This is a genomic window from Alishewanella sp. d11 (assembly GCF_049390205.1).
Lineage (GTDB): Bacteria > Pseudomonadota > Gammaproteobacteria > Enterobacterales > Alteromonadaceae > Alishewanella.
The window spans coordinates 1207198-1223108 of sequence record NZ_CP186547.1 but is presented as its reverse complement, the minus strand read 5'-3'; the positions used below and the strand labels follow the sequence as shown (position 1 = coordinate 1223108).

Below are 15911 nucleotides of genomic sequence, written 5' to 3'. Positions count from 1 at the left end.
GTAACTCGTCACTTAGTAATACTTTAAGCCATCGGCTTTACCGCGAAATGCATAATAGGCCACTGCGGTATAAGCCGCGATGATCGGGATCACCACCACGGCGCCAAAAAAGATAATGGTCAACGATTCTTGCGAACTCGCCGCTTCATACAAGGTGAGCTGGTTCGGTACCACAAAGGGGTAGAAGCTGAGTGCTAAGCCGATAAAGCTACAGATAAAGATCACTTTGCAGATAAAAAACGGCAACCAAGCCCCGCGATCATCTGGCAAAGGTAAACGGCGCAGTGCCAGATACCCTAAGGCAAACATAGCAAAACACAGCAGTGGAATGGCGGCAAAAAAGTAAGCCAGCGGCGGCTCTGTCCATACCTGATACACATTGGCATTAATCATGGGATTGATGGTGCTGACAGCCAGAATACCGGCAAAGGTAAAGACACCGGCCTTTTTACACTGACGAATCGCGTGTCGTTGTAATTCACCACTGGTTTTACCAATTAGCCAAGCATTGCCAATCATGGCATAGGCTGCGGTAACGCACAGACCGCTAAAGCAAGCAAACAAAATGCTGCTCGCGGTATATTCCAGTCCCATCACATAGATGCCTAACATAAAGCCTTGGCTAAAGGTCGCGAGTATCGAACCAAACTTAAAAGTCCAGTCCCAGCGGATTTTGCGCTGCGGCTTCACCTTGGCCCGAAAGTCAAAAGCCACGCCACGCAAAATCAGCCCAAACAACAGCATGGTGGCAGGTAGATAGAGCGCATGCAGAATGGCGCTATGCGCCACTGGAAAGGCAACCAATAATAATCCCACGGCTAACACCAACCAGGTTTCATTGGCATCCCAAAACGGACCAATAGAGGCGATACCCGTATCACGCCAGGCTTCGTTCGCCATAGGCAGGGTAATTCCCACCCCCAGATCATAGCCATCTAGGATGGCATAGAGTAACACTGCGAGTGCGGTCAGCGCGGCAAACACCAGTGCTAAATTCTCAGCGGTTAACCAACTCATTGTTCACCTCCTGCGCTGACCAACGGGGCTTTTTGCTCGGGTAAGCCGGGTAATGACAAATCATACTCTTCTACGTCGATGGCGCGATCAGCCAACCAGAATAGGGTTTTGACATAAGCGATTAGCAACACCACATAAAGCGCTAGATACATAATCAGCGTTAGGGCAACTTGTTCACTGGCCACCGTGGTCACCGCATCTCGCGTTTTCAGCACGCCATAAATTAAATAGGGTTGGCGGCCGATTTCGGTGACATACCAACCGGCTAAGGTCGCGATCCAGCCAGAGAATGACATGCCAATCAGCACCTTGTATTGGAGTTTGCTTAGCTCGCCAGTGCGGTATAGGCGGATACTGCACCACCAAGCAACCCCTAGCATCAAAATACCGATACCAACCATGACCCGAAAGCTGTAAAACACTGGGGCCACGGGCGGATGTGCGTCAGGGAAATCACTGATCCCTTGCAGTTCGCCATCTAAGTCATGCGTTAGAATTAAACTGGCTAACTTGGGTATTTCTAACGCAAAGCGGTTAGTTTGCGTCTCTGCATCTGGAATAGCAAATAACACCAGCGGTGCACCACGCTCGGTATGCCAGATACCTTCCATCGCTGCAATTTTTTGCGGTTGATGTTCCAGCGTGTTTAAACCATGTAAATCGCCAACAAAAGCCTGAGTGGGAGCCAACAGTGCCGCACTAAATAACGCCGTTTTTAAGGTGAGGCGTGGTGCTTTTTTATTGTCGCCACGGTACAAACGGTAGGCCGAGATCCCCGCCACCAAAAAGCAAACGGTTAAGGCAGAGGCCAGCATCATATGCGTAAAGCGGTATGGGAAAGACGGATTGAAGATAATCGCCAGCCAGTCGGTTGCATGGGCCACGCCATCGCGCATTTCAAAGCCCACCGGTGTTTGCATCCACGAATTTAGCACCAGGATCCAGAACGCCGACATGGTAGTGCCGATGGCGACCAACAAGGTGGCGAGGGTATGCAACCAGCGCGGCACCTTATGAAAACCAAATAGCATAATGCCGAGCATGGTGGCTTCGAGGAAAAAGGCGGTCAGAATTTCGTAGGCCAACAATGGGCCAGCAATATTGCCGACGGTCTCCATAAAGCCGGGCCAATTGGTACCAAATTGGAACGACATGGTAATGCCGCTAACTACGCCGAGTGCAAAGGTTAAGGCAAACACCTTGACCCAAAAGCGATACGCGCGCATCCATACCGGATGCTGTGACAAATCAAAACGGATTTTAAAGTACACCAATAGCCAGCCAAGGGCGATGGTGATGGTCGGAAACAAGATATGAAAACTAATATTTGCAGCAAACTGGATGCGCGAGAGTAACAGCGTATCTAACATGGCAACCTCACTACAGCTGATTAAACAAGGCGAAATGCGCTAAGCTTCTTTCGCCGGATCTTTTTTACCTAAAAACTTATCCGTAAACTCTAAAACCTTGCCGACACCCGAACCTAACTTCATTAAGGTATTCAGCTTTTCAGGCGACAAGGACTGCAGGCTTTGCGTCCATTCTGTGATGTTCTCTAACAGATCATGAATTTCGGCGATGCGTTGCTGGGCATAGACTTCCTGCGGGTTAGCCGCCTCGTCCATCATAATGTCGCGTAGCAAGCTCAGTGTTGGGTCCATTTCACGTTTACGCCGTTCTTCAAATACCCGGTTGGCCATATCCCAGATGCTGCCGCGGGTATGATAAAACTCGCGCCGCTCACCGGGTTTATGCTGTACTTGCACCAACTGCCAGCTGCCAAGTTCCTTTAATCCCATACTGACGTTACCGCGCGAGATCCCAAGCAAGTCACCAATTTCATTGGCGCACAAGGCATCTTCACTGATTACCAGTAAGGCATAGATTTGGCCGACGGTTCGGTTAAAGCCCCAGCGACTGCCCATTTCACCAAAGTGATAGACGAACGATTCGATCATCGGTGTCATTTGCATAAGCTTTTCCTTATTGAACTTTCAGAAATTTCTGAAAGTATGATACGCAAAAAGCTTGATCCAGATCAATCTTTCTGCTGCAGAATTAATCTTTACTTAATGTCACGCAGGCGCTTAACCCAAGGCTAAGCGTTCGTTTGAGCGCTCAGCCACGCCATAGATGAGTCCTCTTTAACTACAGTAACACCTTGTTATTATTGCCCTTGTCCCAATGTAAAACCGATAGCGCCGTCAAAGGTGCAGCGGTTGTCGGTTTTAAGAACATCAATGCCACAGCTTGTCAGTTTGAGTAGCACCTCTCGCATGTCATGCGGCATAATTGCCCATCACACTGGGGCGTAAAACGAGGGGATAACCTGTTAACATAGCGCCTTTGCCAAGCACCGTGGTAATACTTGGGTGCCATTTAGTTGATAATAGGAACACACCAGATGACAACAGCCGCGTTATTAACGCTGCATCATAAAGGGCAGCAGATTGCGCCCGCGTTGACCAGTGTAGGGGTTGAACTGGTGACGACAGCAGCGTTCGATACTGATAGCTTAGGCACCTTTGCAGGCGAGCACGAGCGCACACTCAGTCCAGTGGCTTGCGCCCGCGCTAAAGCGCAGCAAGCGATAGCCCTTACCGGTTGCGTTATTGGCTTGGGTAGCGAAGGCAGTTTTGGCGGCGGCCCTATGCCGGGATTGTTGAATTGGGATGAAGAATTACTGCTGTGGTTAGATAGTCGAACGGGCCAAGAAATTGTGGCCGTCGCGGCGGGGCCCATTCCGCTTAGTGCCCTGAGCAGTCGCGATCCGGCAGCCTTTGCTGCGCATATCAGTCGACAAGATCCGGCCCAAGGTTGGATTTTGCGTTATCAGGGTGGCCTCGTGAAAGGATTAATAGGGTATAATGCGCTGCAGCAAGCGTGGCAAGAGGCCAAGTTACTGCAAAGTGACGGTCAATTAGCCGAAGAGGTGCAGCTAGAGCCGGATTTTCGGGCGCATTTATGTCCCGTACGCCAGCAGTATATTCAACAGGCGGCTGAGCAGTTAGCCGAGCGTTTGGCTGCACATTGTCCTCGTTGTCAAACACCAGATTTTTGGCGTAAACAGGTTGAACGCGGCTTGCCTTGCGAAGCCTGTCATGCACCGACAACGCAGGTAAAATACTATATTAAAAGCTGCAGTGCCTGTGGTCATACCGAGCAAGAGGCTGCGGCAACGGCTTATGCCTCTGCCGCGCATTGTGCCTATTGCAACCCCTAACGTCGGCGTAAGGAGCCTATTTTGTCTGAAACCTTAAGATTAGATGCCACTAACAGCGAGCAGGTCGAGCAGGCTGCGCAGTTGTTATTACAAGGCAAGCTGGTCGCCGTGCCGACGGAAACGGTTTATGGTTTAGCGGCCGATGCCAGTCAACCGGCTGCGGTGCAGCAAATCTTTGTAGCCAAAGGGCGTCCGGCCGATCATCCGCTGATTGTACATCTTGCGGATGCCAAGGCGATGCAGGATTGGGCTAAAAATATTCCGGCGGTGGCGTGGCAACTTGCCGAGGCATTTTGGCCAGGCCCGTTAACCTTGTTAGTCGCCAAGGCGGATCATGTTAGTCCTGTCGTCACCGGCGGTTTAGACAGTATTGGCCTTCGGGTGCCGGCGCATCCAGTGCTATTAAAACTCCTGCAGCAACATCAATTAGCCGTAGCGGCCCCTTCGGCTAATCGTTATAAAAAACTTAGCCCAACCAGTGCTGAGCAGGTATTGCATGGCTTAGCCGGGCGCATTGAGGCGGTACTCGATGGCGGCGATTGTCAGTTTGGTTTGGAATCGACCATTGTCAGTGTGCTGGGTGATACCGTAGAAATTTTACGCGCCGGCCCAATCAGTCAAGCTGATTTAGAAGAGGTACTCGGGTGCGAAGTTCGACACCCACAACAGCATCAGGTCAAAGTAGCGGGCAATGTTAAAGCCCATTATCAACCGAATACCCCGTTGCAGTGTTTGCCTTATGCGGAGTTAGTGCAGTATTTACAGGCAGATACGACGGCCAAGATTGCGGTATTGCATCGCCAGGCTTTACCGCCGGCACTGCAACATTTTAGCCATCACCAATTGCCGGCCGATGCTCACGCCTTTGGCCAGCAGTTATACCGTAGCTTATTTGCTGCCGATCAGACCGGTGCTGAGCTGATTTTACTGGAAATGCCGCCACACAGTGCTGAGTGGGCCGCCGTGCAAGAACGTTTAGCCCGCGCGGTGCATCAATAAGCCGCGTTATCCCGTCCTTAGGTGACTCGCGGTAAATCGCTCCAGCGCGTGGTGTACTGCGGTGATAACATGTCGCGCTTCATGGCCCAGGCTTGCTGCATGCCTTGGCTGGCAAACCATACCTTGCCTTTACCAGACTGATTAAGCTGATCTAGCGTTGTCATCAGCTTGCTGTTATAAGCGGGCGGTGGGGTTTCACCGAGCGTTTCTGCTGTAAACAGCGACGGTTGATAAACGCCTTCTGTATAAAAATCAGACAACATTACGCCCGCTTTAGCATAGCGATAACCTTCGCACCAAATCGCCTCTAACAGGTTTTTTGCTAAGCTTAAAAACACCCGCGTATCCGCACTGGGGCAAGGTAAGGCTTGGCTAATACTATTGGCATAAAAGGGATCGCGTTGTTTGTCGCTAAAGGGGCTGGTGCGTAAAAACACCGAAAGCTGCTTTGCTTGCTGTTGTTCTTGGCGTAACTTTTGACAAGCGCGGGCGACATAGTCGCTAATGGCTTCTTGCATCTGCGTTTTACAGGTAATGCGCTCGCCAAAGGAGCGAGAGCTGACAATTTCTTTTTTCGGCGGCGCAACCTGTTCCAGTGCTAAACACGATTGACCATTCAGCTCTTGCACAATGCGCGATACCACCACCGAAAACTGTTGGCGAATAAACGCGGGGTTGGCATCGGCTAGCTCTAAGGCGGTGTTAATGCCCAGTTTGAGTAAGCGGACGCTCAGCTTACTGCCAATCCCCCAGACTTCACTCACGGGCAATAAGGCGAGCAGTTTTCGTTGCCGGTCACGATCTGATAAATCCACAACGCCTGCCGTTTGTGGCCATTTTTTCGCGGCATAATTGGCCAATTTCGCCAGCGTTTTGGTCGGAGCTATCCCCACGCAAACGTTGATGCCTTGGTATTGCAAAATACTGTGGCGGATCTGCTGGCCAAAGGTGGGTAAAGACACACAAGCGGCAAGGCCAGAGAGATCCAAAAAGGCTTCGTCAATCGAATACACTTCAACCGCAGGCGCTAATTGCTCTAAGGTGGTCATCACACGCGCCGACATATCGGCATACAGCGCATAGTTTGAAGAAAAAGCCACGACTTCACCGCGTTCTAACTGCTGGCGGATCTGAAACGCCGGCACACCCATTTTAATGCCTAGCGCTTTGGCCTCTTTCGAGCGCGCCACCACACAGCCATCGTTATTCGAAAGCACCACCACGGCTTTATGCCGTAGATCGGGCCGAAACAGTTTTTCGCAGCTGGCGTAAAAATTATTACAGTCGACCAGCGCAAAACAGGAATCTTGGCGCTTCATCGTTGTAAATTCCGGATCACGCTGCTCACCACACCAAAGACTTCAAATTCATCTGTTTCGCGAATGGTGATTAGCGGGAACGCCGGATTATGTGGGCGCAGTTGCAACTGTGGTTTGAGCTGGAGCTCTTTTACGGTAAATTCTTGATTTAAAAACGCCACAACAATATCGCCATGCTTGGCTTGTAAGGCGCGATCGACCACCAAAATATCCTCATGATAAATGCCCGCATTTTTCATGGATTCGCCACTGACCTTCACAAAAAACGTCGCGCTCGGATGGCGGATACAAAGTTGATTTAAATCGAGTGTACGTTCGACATAATCTTGTGCTGGTGACGGGAAACCAGCCGCAATAGGGTGGCTGTACAAAGGTAGCAACAGTGTCTTGCCTAAGGTGGCTTGACCTAAGATCTGCGTAGTCATACCAAACTCCTTATGCTGTATTTAAATACAGTATAATCGTTAAGCGCCGCAGAGTGCTAGTGTTAAACAGAAAAAAGCTTCAGATGTTATTCAGCATGATGCGTGTATCATTGCCTGTTGGCGGTGTGAGCAGCACCAGAACGGTGGTATTCAGCCAACGTTTGACGCATTGGTTAAATTTAACTTGCATAAAAGGCAATAGTGAATTACCTTGTGCGCAAGATAAGTTCTTACAGGTATGCATCATAATGCGATATATAGCGTTAGTGGCCGTGCCGGCAGTGTTAACTGCGGCATTTCTTTATACGGCAAGCGACAGTCGACAGACGGTCAGCGCACAAGATTTTATTAATTTACAGCAAGGGAGTAGCGTGCAGCAGGGGTTTCGTCGCGCACACGCGAAAGGCTTTTGTGTGTATGGACGCTTTGAAGCGTCGGGAGAGTTAGCGGCTTATTCGCGTGCGAGCTTATTTCAAGCGGGCAGCTATCCTTTTATCGGCCGCTTTTCGGTGGCGGGTAGTAATCCGACTGCGCCAGATTTAAAAGCGCCGGTGCGTAGCTTAGCCTTGACGATTTTACCCAATACCGCGGAACAATGGCGCACGGCGATGAATACACCGCCGGTGTTAGCGGTCGGCACCCCCGAGAAGTTTTATCAACAGTTAGCCGCTTTGCAAAACAACAGCATTGGCGAGTTTTTTGCTGCGAACCCTGAAACTGCAGCCTTTCGACAGTGGCGTGCCAGCTATCAACCTACGCAAAGTTATGCCACGGAACAGTACCATAGCATCCATGCCTTTTATTTAGTCGATAGCCAAGGACAACAGCAAGCGGCACGCTGGGCAATAGTACCCAAGGCGGTGGCGGGTAATACCACTTTAGATGACAGCGCCGACAATGCCTTAGAGCAAGAGTTTTTATCGCGGCTAAAGCAAGCGCCGGTAGAGTTTGATTTGGTCTTTACACTGGCAACCGAGAAGGATAATCCACAAGATCCGACGGTGCTATGGCCAGAGACAAACCCACAAATTCAGGCGGGCATTATTCAAATTACCCTTGCCAGTAAACAGGAAAATGGCCTCTGTAATGCCATTAATTTCGACCCCTTAGTGTTACCCGATGGCCTCTTACCCAGTGCTGATCCGATTTTGCGCGCCAGAGCGGCGGCTTATGCTGAATCACACCGGCGTCGAGCGCGTGAGGTGTTAATGGAAACGGTAGTAGGTGACAAACATGAATAATGTGCAGATGTATCCCCTTGCCATGCGGGTTATGCATTGGTTAATGGCGGCACTGATTTTGTCGTTACTCTTTGTTGGGTTAAGCATGGTAACCAGCTTAGGGGCTTGGCAATACACGCTACTTAATTGGCATAAAACAGCGGGGTTAATCGCGGCGCTGGCGCTGATCGTGCGGCTTGGTATTCGGCTGATGTCAACCAAACCCGCGCTGCCTAGCAGCATGCCGAAGTTACAATACTATGCTGCTAAATTAACGCATTGGGCATTTTATCTGCTGCTTGGGTGCATGCCGCTGACTGGCTACTTGATGCAAAATGCCGCGGGGCGACCTGTAATGCTGTTTGGACAAGCTTTACCGCAACTGATCAGTACTGATTTAGCTTGGTACGGTCTGTTTCGAGAGCTACATGCTTGGTTAAGTGTGCTACTGATGGCACTGATTATCCTGCATATCACCGCTGCGCTATATCATGGCTTAATTAAGCGTGATGGTGTGCTGAAAAGTATGCTGAAATAATTAGTATGCTGAAATAATTACTGAGGCCGCTAGCAGAAGCTAAATGCTTGGCAGGTTGCCAAGTTTTCAAGCCCACATCACTGCAATAGCGGCCAGTACTATAAGTGCTAGGCCGCCATGATCGGTTTTTTGCAGTTTTTCTTTAAAGAAAAACACCGAGATCAGTAGCATAAATAGCACTTCAATTTGCCCTAAGGTTTTTACTAAGGCAACAGACTCTAAGCTCATGGCCGTAAACCAGCCGATGGAGCCAATACAACTGGTGACACTGACCAGCAGGGTAAGTTTAGGGCGTTGCCATAATGCAACTAAGGTGTGGCGATCACGCCAGGCTAAGTAAGTGATCAGCAAGAGGCTTTGCAGTAAGATCACGATTAGCAACACCCAAGCAGCGCCATGCGGAAAGGGCAAGCCTAACACTAGACTGGCTTGGCGCACCCATAGCGAGGTCAGTGCAAACGCTAGGCCGCTGCTTAAGCCAAGCAACATAACCGGCCATGAGAGTTGCCGTAAGCTGGCGCCACTTAACAAAAATACCGCGGCTGCGCCCAACAACACACCACACCAGCCTAACCAGCTTAAGGATTCACTAAAAAAAGCCACGCCAAGCACTGCGGCCAAAATGGCTTCACTTTTCGCTAAACCGGCACCAATAGCATAATTGCGCCATTTAAACAGTTTTACCATTAAGGCGGTGGCCAGTATTTGTGCCAAGGCAGCGCCAACAATAAACAGTGCGAATTTACTGTTAAATTGCGGCATAGCAACCGGTTGCCAAGAGTACAACCCGGTTAAATACAAGGCAGCTAATGGCGAAGCCCAGATAAAACGGGCTAAGGTAACGCCCGTGACACTGACGTCTTTACTCAGTTGTTTTTGAAAGGCATTGCGCCAAGCCTGCATAAAAGCAGCGAGTAAGGTAAAGGGGATCCACAGCACGGCGCCAGCACTCATAAGACGTAAAGATGGCTATGCTAACAGCGTTATCCTTGGCTGGCAAAGTACTTGATCACTATTGAAGGCAAATGCAGGTGTGTCTTTGGTGTTAAGCCTGCCATTATGGCAGGCTTAGTCGCAGCATTCAGTATTCGTAATAATGTTGTATGCGACGCCTTGACAGGTCATTTGCAGGGTATGTTTTAATACCCTGCTGCTAGTGCCGCCCTCTTACAGGGTAAAACGATACTGATATTGTGCTAGTGGCTTAAGGTTGCCATTTTGATAGGTATCTACGACCACAGTGCCATCGGCATGAACATGAAATACGCGGTACATCGGTGTGTGTTGGCTTTCATCAGGAATTTTTGTGCGCTCCAAAGCGGGGATATGTAAGTAATGTACGCCGTTTAGTTCAAGAGAATGTTTTACACGCGGCATATCCATATGTAAATCACCAGAGATCACCGCTCGTACGTTAGGTTGGTTCACCACTTCAGTCACAAAACCCGGGTGGCTGATGCCTTTATCAGGGCGCTCTTGGTATACCCCTTGTTGCGCACCATGCACCACTAACAGCACCGGCTTTGGTGCTAAGCGTGCCACTTCTTGTTTTAACCAGTTAATACCGCTATCGTTAAAATCACGACCTAAATCCGGTGAGGCTAATATCAGTGCTACCTGATCAAATTCCAGCGTGTAGCGAATACTATCAATAGTGGTTTTGCCTTGGTTCCATTTATTGGCAAAGGTTAAAAACCGTTCAGGTGTGCTGTTATATTCTTCATTGCCCATAATGGGATAAAACGGCAGTTGCAGAGCCTGTAACACTGGGGTAACGTTTTCGTATTGTAAAAGAGTGCCCTTGTGCGCAAGATCACCGACACCCAGCACAAACTGCAAGTTTAGCTGCGCTGTTAACTGGTTTACGTCGGCAACGGCCTGCGCCACATGTGGAAACTCCGCTTTCGGTTTCGGTTCTGCATCGCCCAGTACGGCAAAACTGATACTGGGAATCGATGCTTCAGAAGCGTTAGCCGTATTACAAACAGCGATAAAGAGAAAGCTGGTACTCAGCAAGATTTTTGATAATAACTTCATGATATTTCCTTTTGATAACACGTTAAAAAGAGGTTTGCGTAAGGGCTTTGGCGCTACTTGGTAGCATGCCGGTCCAGCGTTTAAAGGCACGCCGAAAATTATGTTCATCTGAGTAACCCAGCTGCTCGGCGAGTTGCCGGTTAGAGACGTTGCCTTGCAGTAGTAACAAATAGGCTTTGTCACGGCGGACTTCATCGGTTATCGCAGCAAAATGGGTATTGTGTTGTTGTAATACACGTTTTAAAGAGCTGCAGCTTAAGCCTAGGTGGCTTGCCGCCTCTTCGATACCTAACTGTTTGGGCAAAGTACGATCAATGTGGCGTTGTAAACACTCTAACAGGCCACGTTGCGCGGGTAACCTTTGATTGAGTTGATAGCAAGCCCGCCGGAACTGCGCAAACTGACTTGGGTTGCGCTCTGCAAAAGGTTGATGCCACCAGGCTAAGGGGATCAAAATGGCATCAAACTGCTGATTAAAACTGACTTGGCATTGCCAGTGAGCGTGAAAGAGCTGTGTATTAGCTGGCGCGGCTTGCTGTAATGCAACGTGCAACTGGCTACTATCAGCCAGCTGCTGCCTGATCAGTTTTACGATAAATGAAATAGCAAAGATACTAATAAAATGCTGTTGATTGCCAAGTGCGATAGCAGGTTTAACAATGAGCATCAGTTTGTTGTCTATGTATTGCAGCTTAGGGTAAAGCGCTGGCAGGAGCTGATGTCGGAAATACAGTAATTGCTTAAGACTTTGCGCCAAATCCTCTGCCGCAATCAGGCTTTGACATAACGCAATATTACGTTGATTTAATAAGCTATCTGCTAACAGAAAGGGTAGCTCAGGACTTTGTAACTGTTGGCAATGACTCAGCAGTTTTAACCAGTCGCGATGGTGGCAGCGGCTGTGCGGTGCCATTAAATCTTGTTCAAAAATACTGGTGCCATTGAGTAGCTTATGCAGTTGGCCACCACGTCGCTGCGCCAGTTGCAGCAGTGCCGTTGCGCCGTTTGTCAGCAACAAGTTTTTATCCGTAAAGCTAAAGTTCGTGGTCATCATTAATACCTAAGATGGCAGTACTATCCAAGGTGCTGGTTTGGCTTTACAGGCCTTTAGCATCTCTTCGGTTTGTTGCAGCGCCTGGCTTGCGGTTAATTTAGAGACCTCATTCACCACGATATCAATATGCAGATTGTGTTCGAGGTGATTAAGCTTAGAAAGATGTCGCTGCATATGCTTAGCTAGGATTCTGGCTTGCGGCAGACCGGTGTCAGCTAACAGAATAACAAAGCGATCCCCCACGTAGCGGCATAAGACATCTGAAGCGCGTAATTGACTGGAGCATAGCTCTGCTAGCTTAATAAGGTAATCATCGCCAGCAGCCACACCGTGTTGACGATTAAAAGCGGAAAACTTCTCAATATTGAGCATCAACAAGCATAGTGGCCGTTTTTCAGCACGATGCAATTCCAGATCGCGTTCTAGCACAGCATACAAATAATCAACCGCATACAGTTTTGTCAGGGGATCAAGTAAGCGATGATCCCTTAGCAGCAGTTCTCGGCCCTGTAACTGCCGGTTTATCACACGCTGCTCTCGATGCCATCCTACTAAGCCGTAAGTGAGTGCCAACATGCCAACAGGTGCTGGCAAAGACTCCAACCAGCTCATCGTTCTGATATGGGCAGGATAGCGGATAAACTCATCTAAAAAATCCAGAAAAAAGGAGCAGACTAAGAGCAAGCTACCGTAATACAGCCATTCAGTGACTCTACCCGCCGGCCTGCTACTAATAATTAAGGTGAGCCACAAGCTAGCCACTAACAACACCACGCCTTCGCCAAATACATCAAACCAGTCAATTTCCGCTGGGTTTTTCGGTATGCCTAAGGTTAAGGCAAGCATTAAGCCCGCACAAAGTAAGGGCAAAGGCAGGCTAATTTTCACTAAATGTTGTCGCCACATTGTTATGTGCACCATCGAAAACGTTCAACAAGCTTTTGCAGCTAAACCGCGGCAATAGCGAAAGAGAGCACAGTGTGAAAAAGCTGTATGACAAAACGATGACAGTGTGCAGATTAACCACTTATCTGCTGGGCTTTGCTGACCCGGGTCATTTCAGCTCAAGCTAAATAAGCATTGTCGCTTTTTTGTCATATTCAGGCGGCACAGTAATACGCCACAACGAACGCATTTCATTAAATAGGGCTTACTGAGTTATGACTGCTTTATATCGACCAACCTTTACTAAAAGTGTATTAGCTGCGGCTATTACTCTAGCGTGTTTAGCGCCGACAACATTACTGGCACAAGGTGTAGATGTACCTTTAAATGTTGCGGTAACTGTAATAGATGGGCAAGGGATCCGCGGCCAACTAAGCGATGACCGTAACGTATTGTTGCAGGGCGCAAAGGTAAGGGTGATTGATAGTAATCGTGAAACCAGCACAGATAGTCAGGGCCGCTTTCGTTTTGATAATTTAGCGCCAGGCAGTTATCAGCTTGAGATTCGCTACCTGGGTTATGCACCAAAAACGGTTGCTGTGGCTGTTACCGCAGAGCAAGGCGCTGAGTTAACATTACGTTTTGCTAGCGATCAAGTTGAAGTGCTGCATATTGTCGGTAGCCGTGATGCCCAGTCTCGGGCCTTAAATATTCAGCGCGCTTCTGATAATTTAAAGTCGGTAGTGTCTTCTGACTATCTGGGGCGTTTCCCAGATGATAACGTGGCCGAAGCCATGCAGCGTTTAGTGGGTGCCTCCATTCAGCGCGATCAGGGTGAAGGTAAGTATGTTAACGTCCGTGGCGCACCGTTAGAATTTACTAACGTTACCATTGATGGTGTGAACGTGCCTTCACCAGACAGCAGCACCCGCGCAGTCGATTTAGATACCATCCCCTCCGATATCATTTCCATTCTGGAGCTAACCAAAGCCATTACCCCAGAAATGGATGCCGATGCGATTGCCGGTAATATCAATATTATTACCCAAGGCGCGCTGGATGCCAAAGGCCGCATTTTACGTGGCAAAATTTCTGGTGGTAAAAACGAAAAAGGCAGCGGTGATGCTTATAAAGCCAGCCTAACCTTTGGCAATAAATTTGGTGATAACGAAAACGCCGGTTTTATCTTTTCAGCCAAACACAGTGAAACCAATCGGGTTACCGACAACGTTGAACATAGCTGGATGGAGTTAGATAATGGCAATTTCGTGCCTGAAGTAACAGAGTTTAAAGACTATGAACTAAAACGGATCCGCAGTGGTTTAAGTGGTCGCTTTGATTTCAGGCTTGACGACAATAAACATCTTTACTTGTCGCATAACTACTCCCGTTTTGAAGATAACGAATATCGCGATACGTTGCTGGTAGAGTGGGAGCGACATACTGCTGATTCTAATCAGCAACAGGGTATTGCCGGCCGCGCAACCTTTGAAAAAGAGCTGCGTCACCGTACCTTTGTCAACACCATTAATACTTCTGTGCTGGGTGGTCGTTTTATTATGGACACCTACACTGCTGATTTTCAGGCATCCTATGCCTCAGGCAAACAAACCTATCCAAACCGTGACTATTTAATTTACCGTGAGCGCAGCAGACCACGGGTTGCCTATGATTTCAGCAATCCTGATTTGCCAACGTATCAGGTATTAAATTCTGCAGGTGGTGTGATTCGTACTGATTTTAACTTTGCCCCGGCAGATATGAACTGGCGCCGTTATGAACGTCGTACCGGTGGTGCCGAAGAAACCGAGCAGGCGTACTCATTTAATATCACCCGACCAGGTCAGTGGGGACAAGCGTATTCTGAGTTGAAGTTTGGTGCTAAAGCCCGCTTAAAAGATAAATCGAATGATGAAAATCGTTTTCGTAACAGTGTAGGGACAAACGCGCCGAGCTATGCTGAGGTCATTATTGACAAGCAATCCTTACCTTTCGACGGTTTTTACAATAATGGTCCTAAGCTGCGCCGTGATTTCGTGTCGGTTTATCGTGATATATTTGAAAATGCGGATTTTCAAGATCGTGGCGCCTCTTCAATTACGGCTGATTATAAGGCCAGTGAAGATATTCTTTCGGCTTATGTACAAAACAAGCTGGAATGGGATAGCACCACGCTGTTGTTTGGCGCACGGATAGAGCAGACCAAAAACGCGGGTGAAGCCTTTGAGTATGATTTAGATACTGATAGTGCCACCTTAGTGGATGCCAGTAAAAGCTATACTAAGTTTTTTCCAAGCGTGCATTTACGGAAGGAGCTGGAAAACGGCTTGATTATCAAAGCGGCATACAGCACGGGGTTAAGACGGCCTAACTTTGAAGATTTAGTACCTTATTTTATTATTGAAGATCGTGAATCAGGTAGTGGTTCTGTCGAAATCGGTAATATTAACTTAAAACCGACGTACGCTCATAACCTGGATCTCACCGGTGAGTTTTATATCGCGCCAGCCGGCTTAATCTCTGCTGGGGTGTTTTATAAAAAGTTATCTGATCCGATCTTTAAAGCCCGTAGTGAGTTTGTTGGTGGCGAATTTGACGGTTTTAATATGGTGCGGCCAGAAAACGGTAACAGCGGTTATCTATATGGCGTAGAGTTAAACTGGCAACAATCGTTAAACTTTTTACCAGGTGCGCTTGGCGGTTTGGGTTTTATTGCGAACTATACCCATACCAAGTCTGAAGCAGACTTACCTTTTGGCATCGGCAAAACCGAACTAAATGGCACCAGTCGTCATACCTTTAACTTGGCGTTGCAGTATGACATTGCTAAATTCAGTACTCAGTTAGCCTATAACTACCGTTCTGAATATATCGATGCTTTTGATACCTCCAATCCTGCACTTAACCTGTACTGGGATGGCAGAGGCACCTTGGATTACACGGCCAGCTACAAGCTAACGAAAAACCTTTCTGTGTTCTTAGAAGCTACGAACCTGACGGATAGTAAAGGTATTCGTTATCAGGGAGAACGAAGCCGAGTCTATGAGCATGAGCAATTTGGTCGTGCCTGGCAGTTAGGTGTGAGTGGTAAGTTTTAACTAGCACTTAATGTCAATATGCCGGAGCTAGGGCTCCGGCTTTACTTTGTGCGCATACTATTGAAAACCTTAAAGCGCCTTATCTATTTCACCTCA

Annotated in this window: 15 protein-coding genes; 5 read left to right on the top strand and 10 right to left on the bottom strand. The window is 48.4% G+C overall.

What is annotated here, in order from left to right:
- Positions 1 to 12: 12 nt before the first annotated feature.
- The 4 genes from cydB to ACO1PK_RS05585 form a co-directional block, all read right to left on the bottom strand.
- On the bottom strand, positions 13 to 1017 hold the full coding sequence (cydB, locus tag ACO1PK_RS05600; RefSeq protein ID WP_423187688.1) for a cytochrome d ubiquinol oxidase subunit II: 1005 nt from the start codon (positions 1015 to 1017) through the stop codon (positions 13 to 15).
- On the bottom strand, positions 1014 to 2387 hold the full coding sequence (locus ACO1PK_RS05595) for a cytochrome ubiquinol oxidase subunit I (RefSeq protein WP_423187687.1): 1374 nt from the start codon (positions 2385 to 2387) through the stop codon (positions 1014 to 1016). Before ACO1PK_RS05595 ends, cydB begins: the two co-directional genes overlap by 4 nt.
- Positions 2388 to 2426: 39 nt before the next feature.
- Positions 2427 to 2990: a GbsR/MarR family transcriptional regulator gene (locus ACO1PK_RS05590; RefSeq protein ID WP_423187686.1), complete on the bottom strand. Its 564-nt coding sequence runs from the start codon at positions 2988 to 2990 to the stop codon at positions 2427 to 2429.
- A gap of 194 nt (positions 2991 to 3184) precedes the next feature.
- On the bottom strand, positions 3185 to 3295 hold the full coding sequence (locus tag ACO1PK_RS05585) for a hypothetical protein (protein ID WP_423188170.1): 111 nt from the start codon (positions 3293 to 3295) through the stop codon (positions 3185 to 3187).
- 126 nt (positions 3296 to 3421) lie between these two features.
- Between ACO1PK_RS05585 and ACO1PK_RS05580 the strand changes: the two genes are divergently transcribed.
- Both ACO1PK_RS05580 and ACO1PK_RS05575 read left to right on the top strand, forming a co-directional pair.
- Positions 3422 to 4240, top strand: a complete 819-nt coding sequence (locus ACO1PK_RS05580) for a DUF6671 family protein (RefSeq protein ID WP_423187685.1) — start codon at positions 3422 to 3424, stop codon at positions 4238 to 4240.
- A 21-nt stretch (positions 4241 to 4261) separates the two neighbouring features.
- Entirely contained in the window at positions 4262 to 5239 is a 978-nt protein-coding gene (locus ACO1PK_RS05575; protein ID WP_423187684.1) for an L-threonylcarbamoyladenylate synthase, read from the top strand.
- 17 nt (positions 5240 to 5256) lie between these two features.
- Here the strand turns inward: ACO1PK_RS05575 and umuC are convergent, their stop codons facing one another.
- The gene (gene umuC / locus ACO1PK_RS05570; RefSeq protein ID WP_423187683.1) at positions 5257 to 6558 is read right to left on the bottom strand and encodes a translesion error-prone DNA polymerase V subunit UmuC; all 1302 of its coding nucleotides are present in this window, start codon (positions 6556 to 6558) and stop codon (positions 5257 to 5259) included.
- Positions 6555 to 6983 (bottom strand): translesion error-prone DNA polymerase V autoproteolytic subunit, encoded by a 429-nt coding sequence (gene umuD / locus ACO1PK_RS05565; RefSeq protein ID WP_423187682.1) that lies wholly within the window; start codon positions 6981 to 6983, stop codon positions 6555 to 6557. The genes umuC and umuD overlap by 4 nt, the downstream gene beginning before the upstream one ends.
- Positions 6984 to 7231: 248 nt before the next feature.
- Here umuD and ACO1PK_RS05560 point away from each other — a divergent pair, with 248 nt between their 5' ends.
- Together ACO1PK_RS05560 and ACO1PK_RS05555 are read left to right on the top strand one after the other, a co-directional pair.
- Positions 7232 to 8224 carry a catalase family peroxidase gene (locus ACO1PK_RS05560; protein WP_423188169.1) on the top strand — a complete coding sequence of 331 codons (993 nt, stop codon included), beginning with the start codon at positions 7232 to 7234 and terminating at the stop codon, positions 8222 to 8224.
- Positions 8217 to 8741: a cytochrome b gene (locus ACO1PK_RS05555; RefSeq protein WP_423187681.1), complete on the top strand. Its 525-nt coding sequence runs from the start codon at positions 8217 to 8219 to the stop codon at positions 8739 to 8741. Before ACO1PK_RS05560 ends, ACO1PK_RS05555 begins: the two co-directional genes overlap by 8 nt.
- A gap of 66 nt (positions 8742 to 8807) precedes the next feature.
- Here the strand turns inward: ACO1PK_RS05555 and ACO1PK_RS05550 are convergent, their stop codons facing one another.
- The 4 genes from ACO1PK_RS05550 to ACO1PK_RS05535 all read right to left on the bottom strand — a co-directional run bounded on the left by ACO1PK_RS05550 (position 8808) and on the right by ACO1PK_RS05535 (position 12738).
- Entirely contained in the window at positions 8808 to 9677 is an 870-nt protein-coding gene (locus ACO1PK_RS05550; RefSeq protein ID WP_423188168.1) for an EamA family transporter, read from the bottom strand.
- A gap of 231 nt (positions 9678 to 9908) precedes the next feature.
- Entirely contained in the window at positions 9909 to 10778 is an 870-nt protein-coding gene (locus tag ACO1PK_RS05545) for a metallophosphoesterase family protein (protein WP_423187680.1), read from the bottom strand.
- 22 nt (positions 10779 to 10800) lie between these two features.
- On the bottom strand, positions 10801 to 11829 hold the full coding sequence (locus ACO1PK_RS05540) for a helix-turn-helix domain-containing protein (protein WP_423187679.1): 1029 nt from the start codon (positions 11827 to 11829) through the stop codon (positions 10801 to 10803).
- Between the two features lie 9 nt (positions 11830 to 11838).
- Entirely contained in the window at positions 11839 to 12738 is a 900-nt protein-coding gene (locus ACO1PK_RS05535) for a GGDEF domain-containing protein (RefSeq protein WP_423187678.1), read from the bottom strand.
- A gap of 254 nt (positions 12739 to 12992) precedes the next feature.
- Between ACO1PK_RS05535 and ACO1PK_RS05530 the strand changes: the two genes are divergently transcribed.
- Positions 12993 to 15815: a TonB-dependent receptor gene (locus ACO1PK_RS05530; protein WP_423187677.1), complete on the top strand. Its 2823-nt coding sequence runs from the start codon at positions 12993 to 12995 to the stop codon at positions 15813 to 15815.
- The last annotated feature ends 96 nt before the right edge of the window (positions 15816 to 15911 follow it).

Excerpts from the sequence above, each read along its gene's own strand:
- ACO1PK_RS05595 (WP_423187687.1), bottom strand. The coding sequence starts at position 2,387 with ATGTTAGATACGCTGTTACTCTCGCGCATCCAGTTTGCTGCAAATATT.
- ACO1PK_RS05560 (WP_423188169.1), top strand. The coding sequence starts at position 7,232 with ATGCGATATATAGCGTTAGTGGCCGTGCCGGCAGTGTTAACTGCGGCA.
- ACO1PK_RS05535 (WP_423187678.1), bottom strand. The coding sequence starts at position 12,738 with ATGTGGCGACAACATTTAGTGAAAATTAGCCTGCCTTTGCCCTTACTT.
- cydB (WP_423187688.1), bottom strand. The coding sequence starts at position 1,017 with ATGAGTTGGTTAACCGCTGAGAATTTAGCACTGGTGTTTGCCGCGCTG.
- ACO1PK_RS05545 (WP_423187680.1), bottom strand. The coding sequence starts at position 10,778 with ATGAAGTTATTATCAAAAATCTTGCTGAGTACCAGCTTTCTCTTTATC.
- ACO1PK_RS05540 (WP_423187679.1), bottom strand. The coding sequence starts at position 11,829 with ATGACCACGAACTTTAGCTTTACGGATAAAAACTTGTTGCTGACAAAC.
- ACO1PK_RS05590 (WP_423187686.1), bottom strand. The coding sequence starts at position 2,990 with ATGCAAATGACACCGATGATCGAATCGTTCGTCTATCACTTTGGTGAA.
- umuC (WP_423187683.1), bottom strand. The coding sequence starts at position 6,558 with ATGAAGCGCCAAGATTCCTGTTTTGCGCTGGTCGACTGTAATAATTTT.
- ACO1PK_RS05585 (WP_423188170.1), bottom strand. The coding sequence starts at position 3,295 with ATGCGAGAGGTGCTACTCAAACTGACAAGCTGTGGCATTGATGTTCTT.
- ACO1PK_RS05580 (WP_423187685.1), top strand. The coding sequence starts at position 3,422 with ATGACAACAGCCGCGTTATTAACGCTGCATCATAAAGGGCAGCAGATT.
- ACO1PK_RS05530 (WP_423187677.1), top strand. The coding sequence starts at position 12,993 with ATGACTGCTTTATATCGACCAACCTTTACTAAAAGTGTATTAGCTGCG.
- umuD (WP_423187682.1), bottom strand. The coding sequence starts at position 6,983 with ATGACTACGCAGATCTTAGGTCAAGCCACCTTAGGCAAGACACTGTTG.
- ACO1PK_RS05555 (WP_423187681.1), top strand. The coding sequence starts at position 8,217 with ATGAATAATGTGCAGATGTATCCCCTTGCCATGCGGGTTATGCATTGG.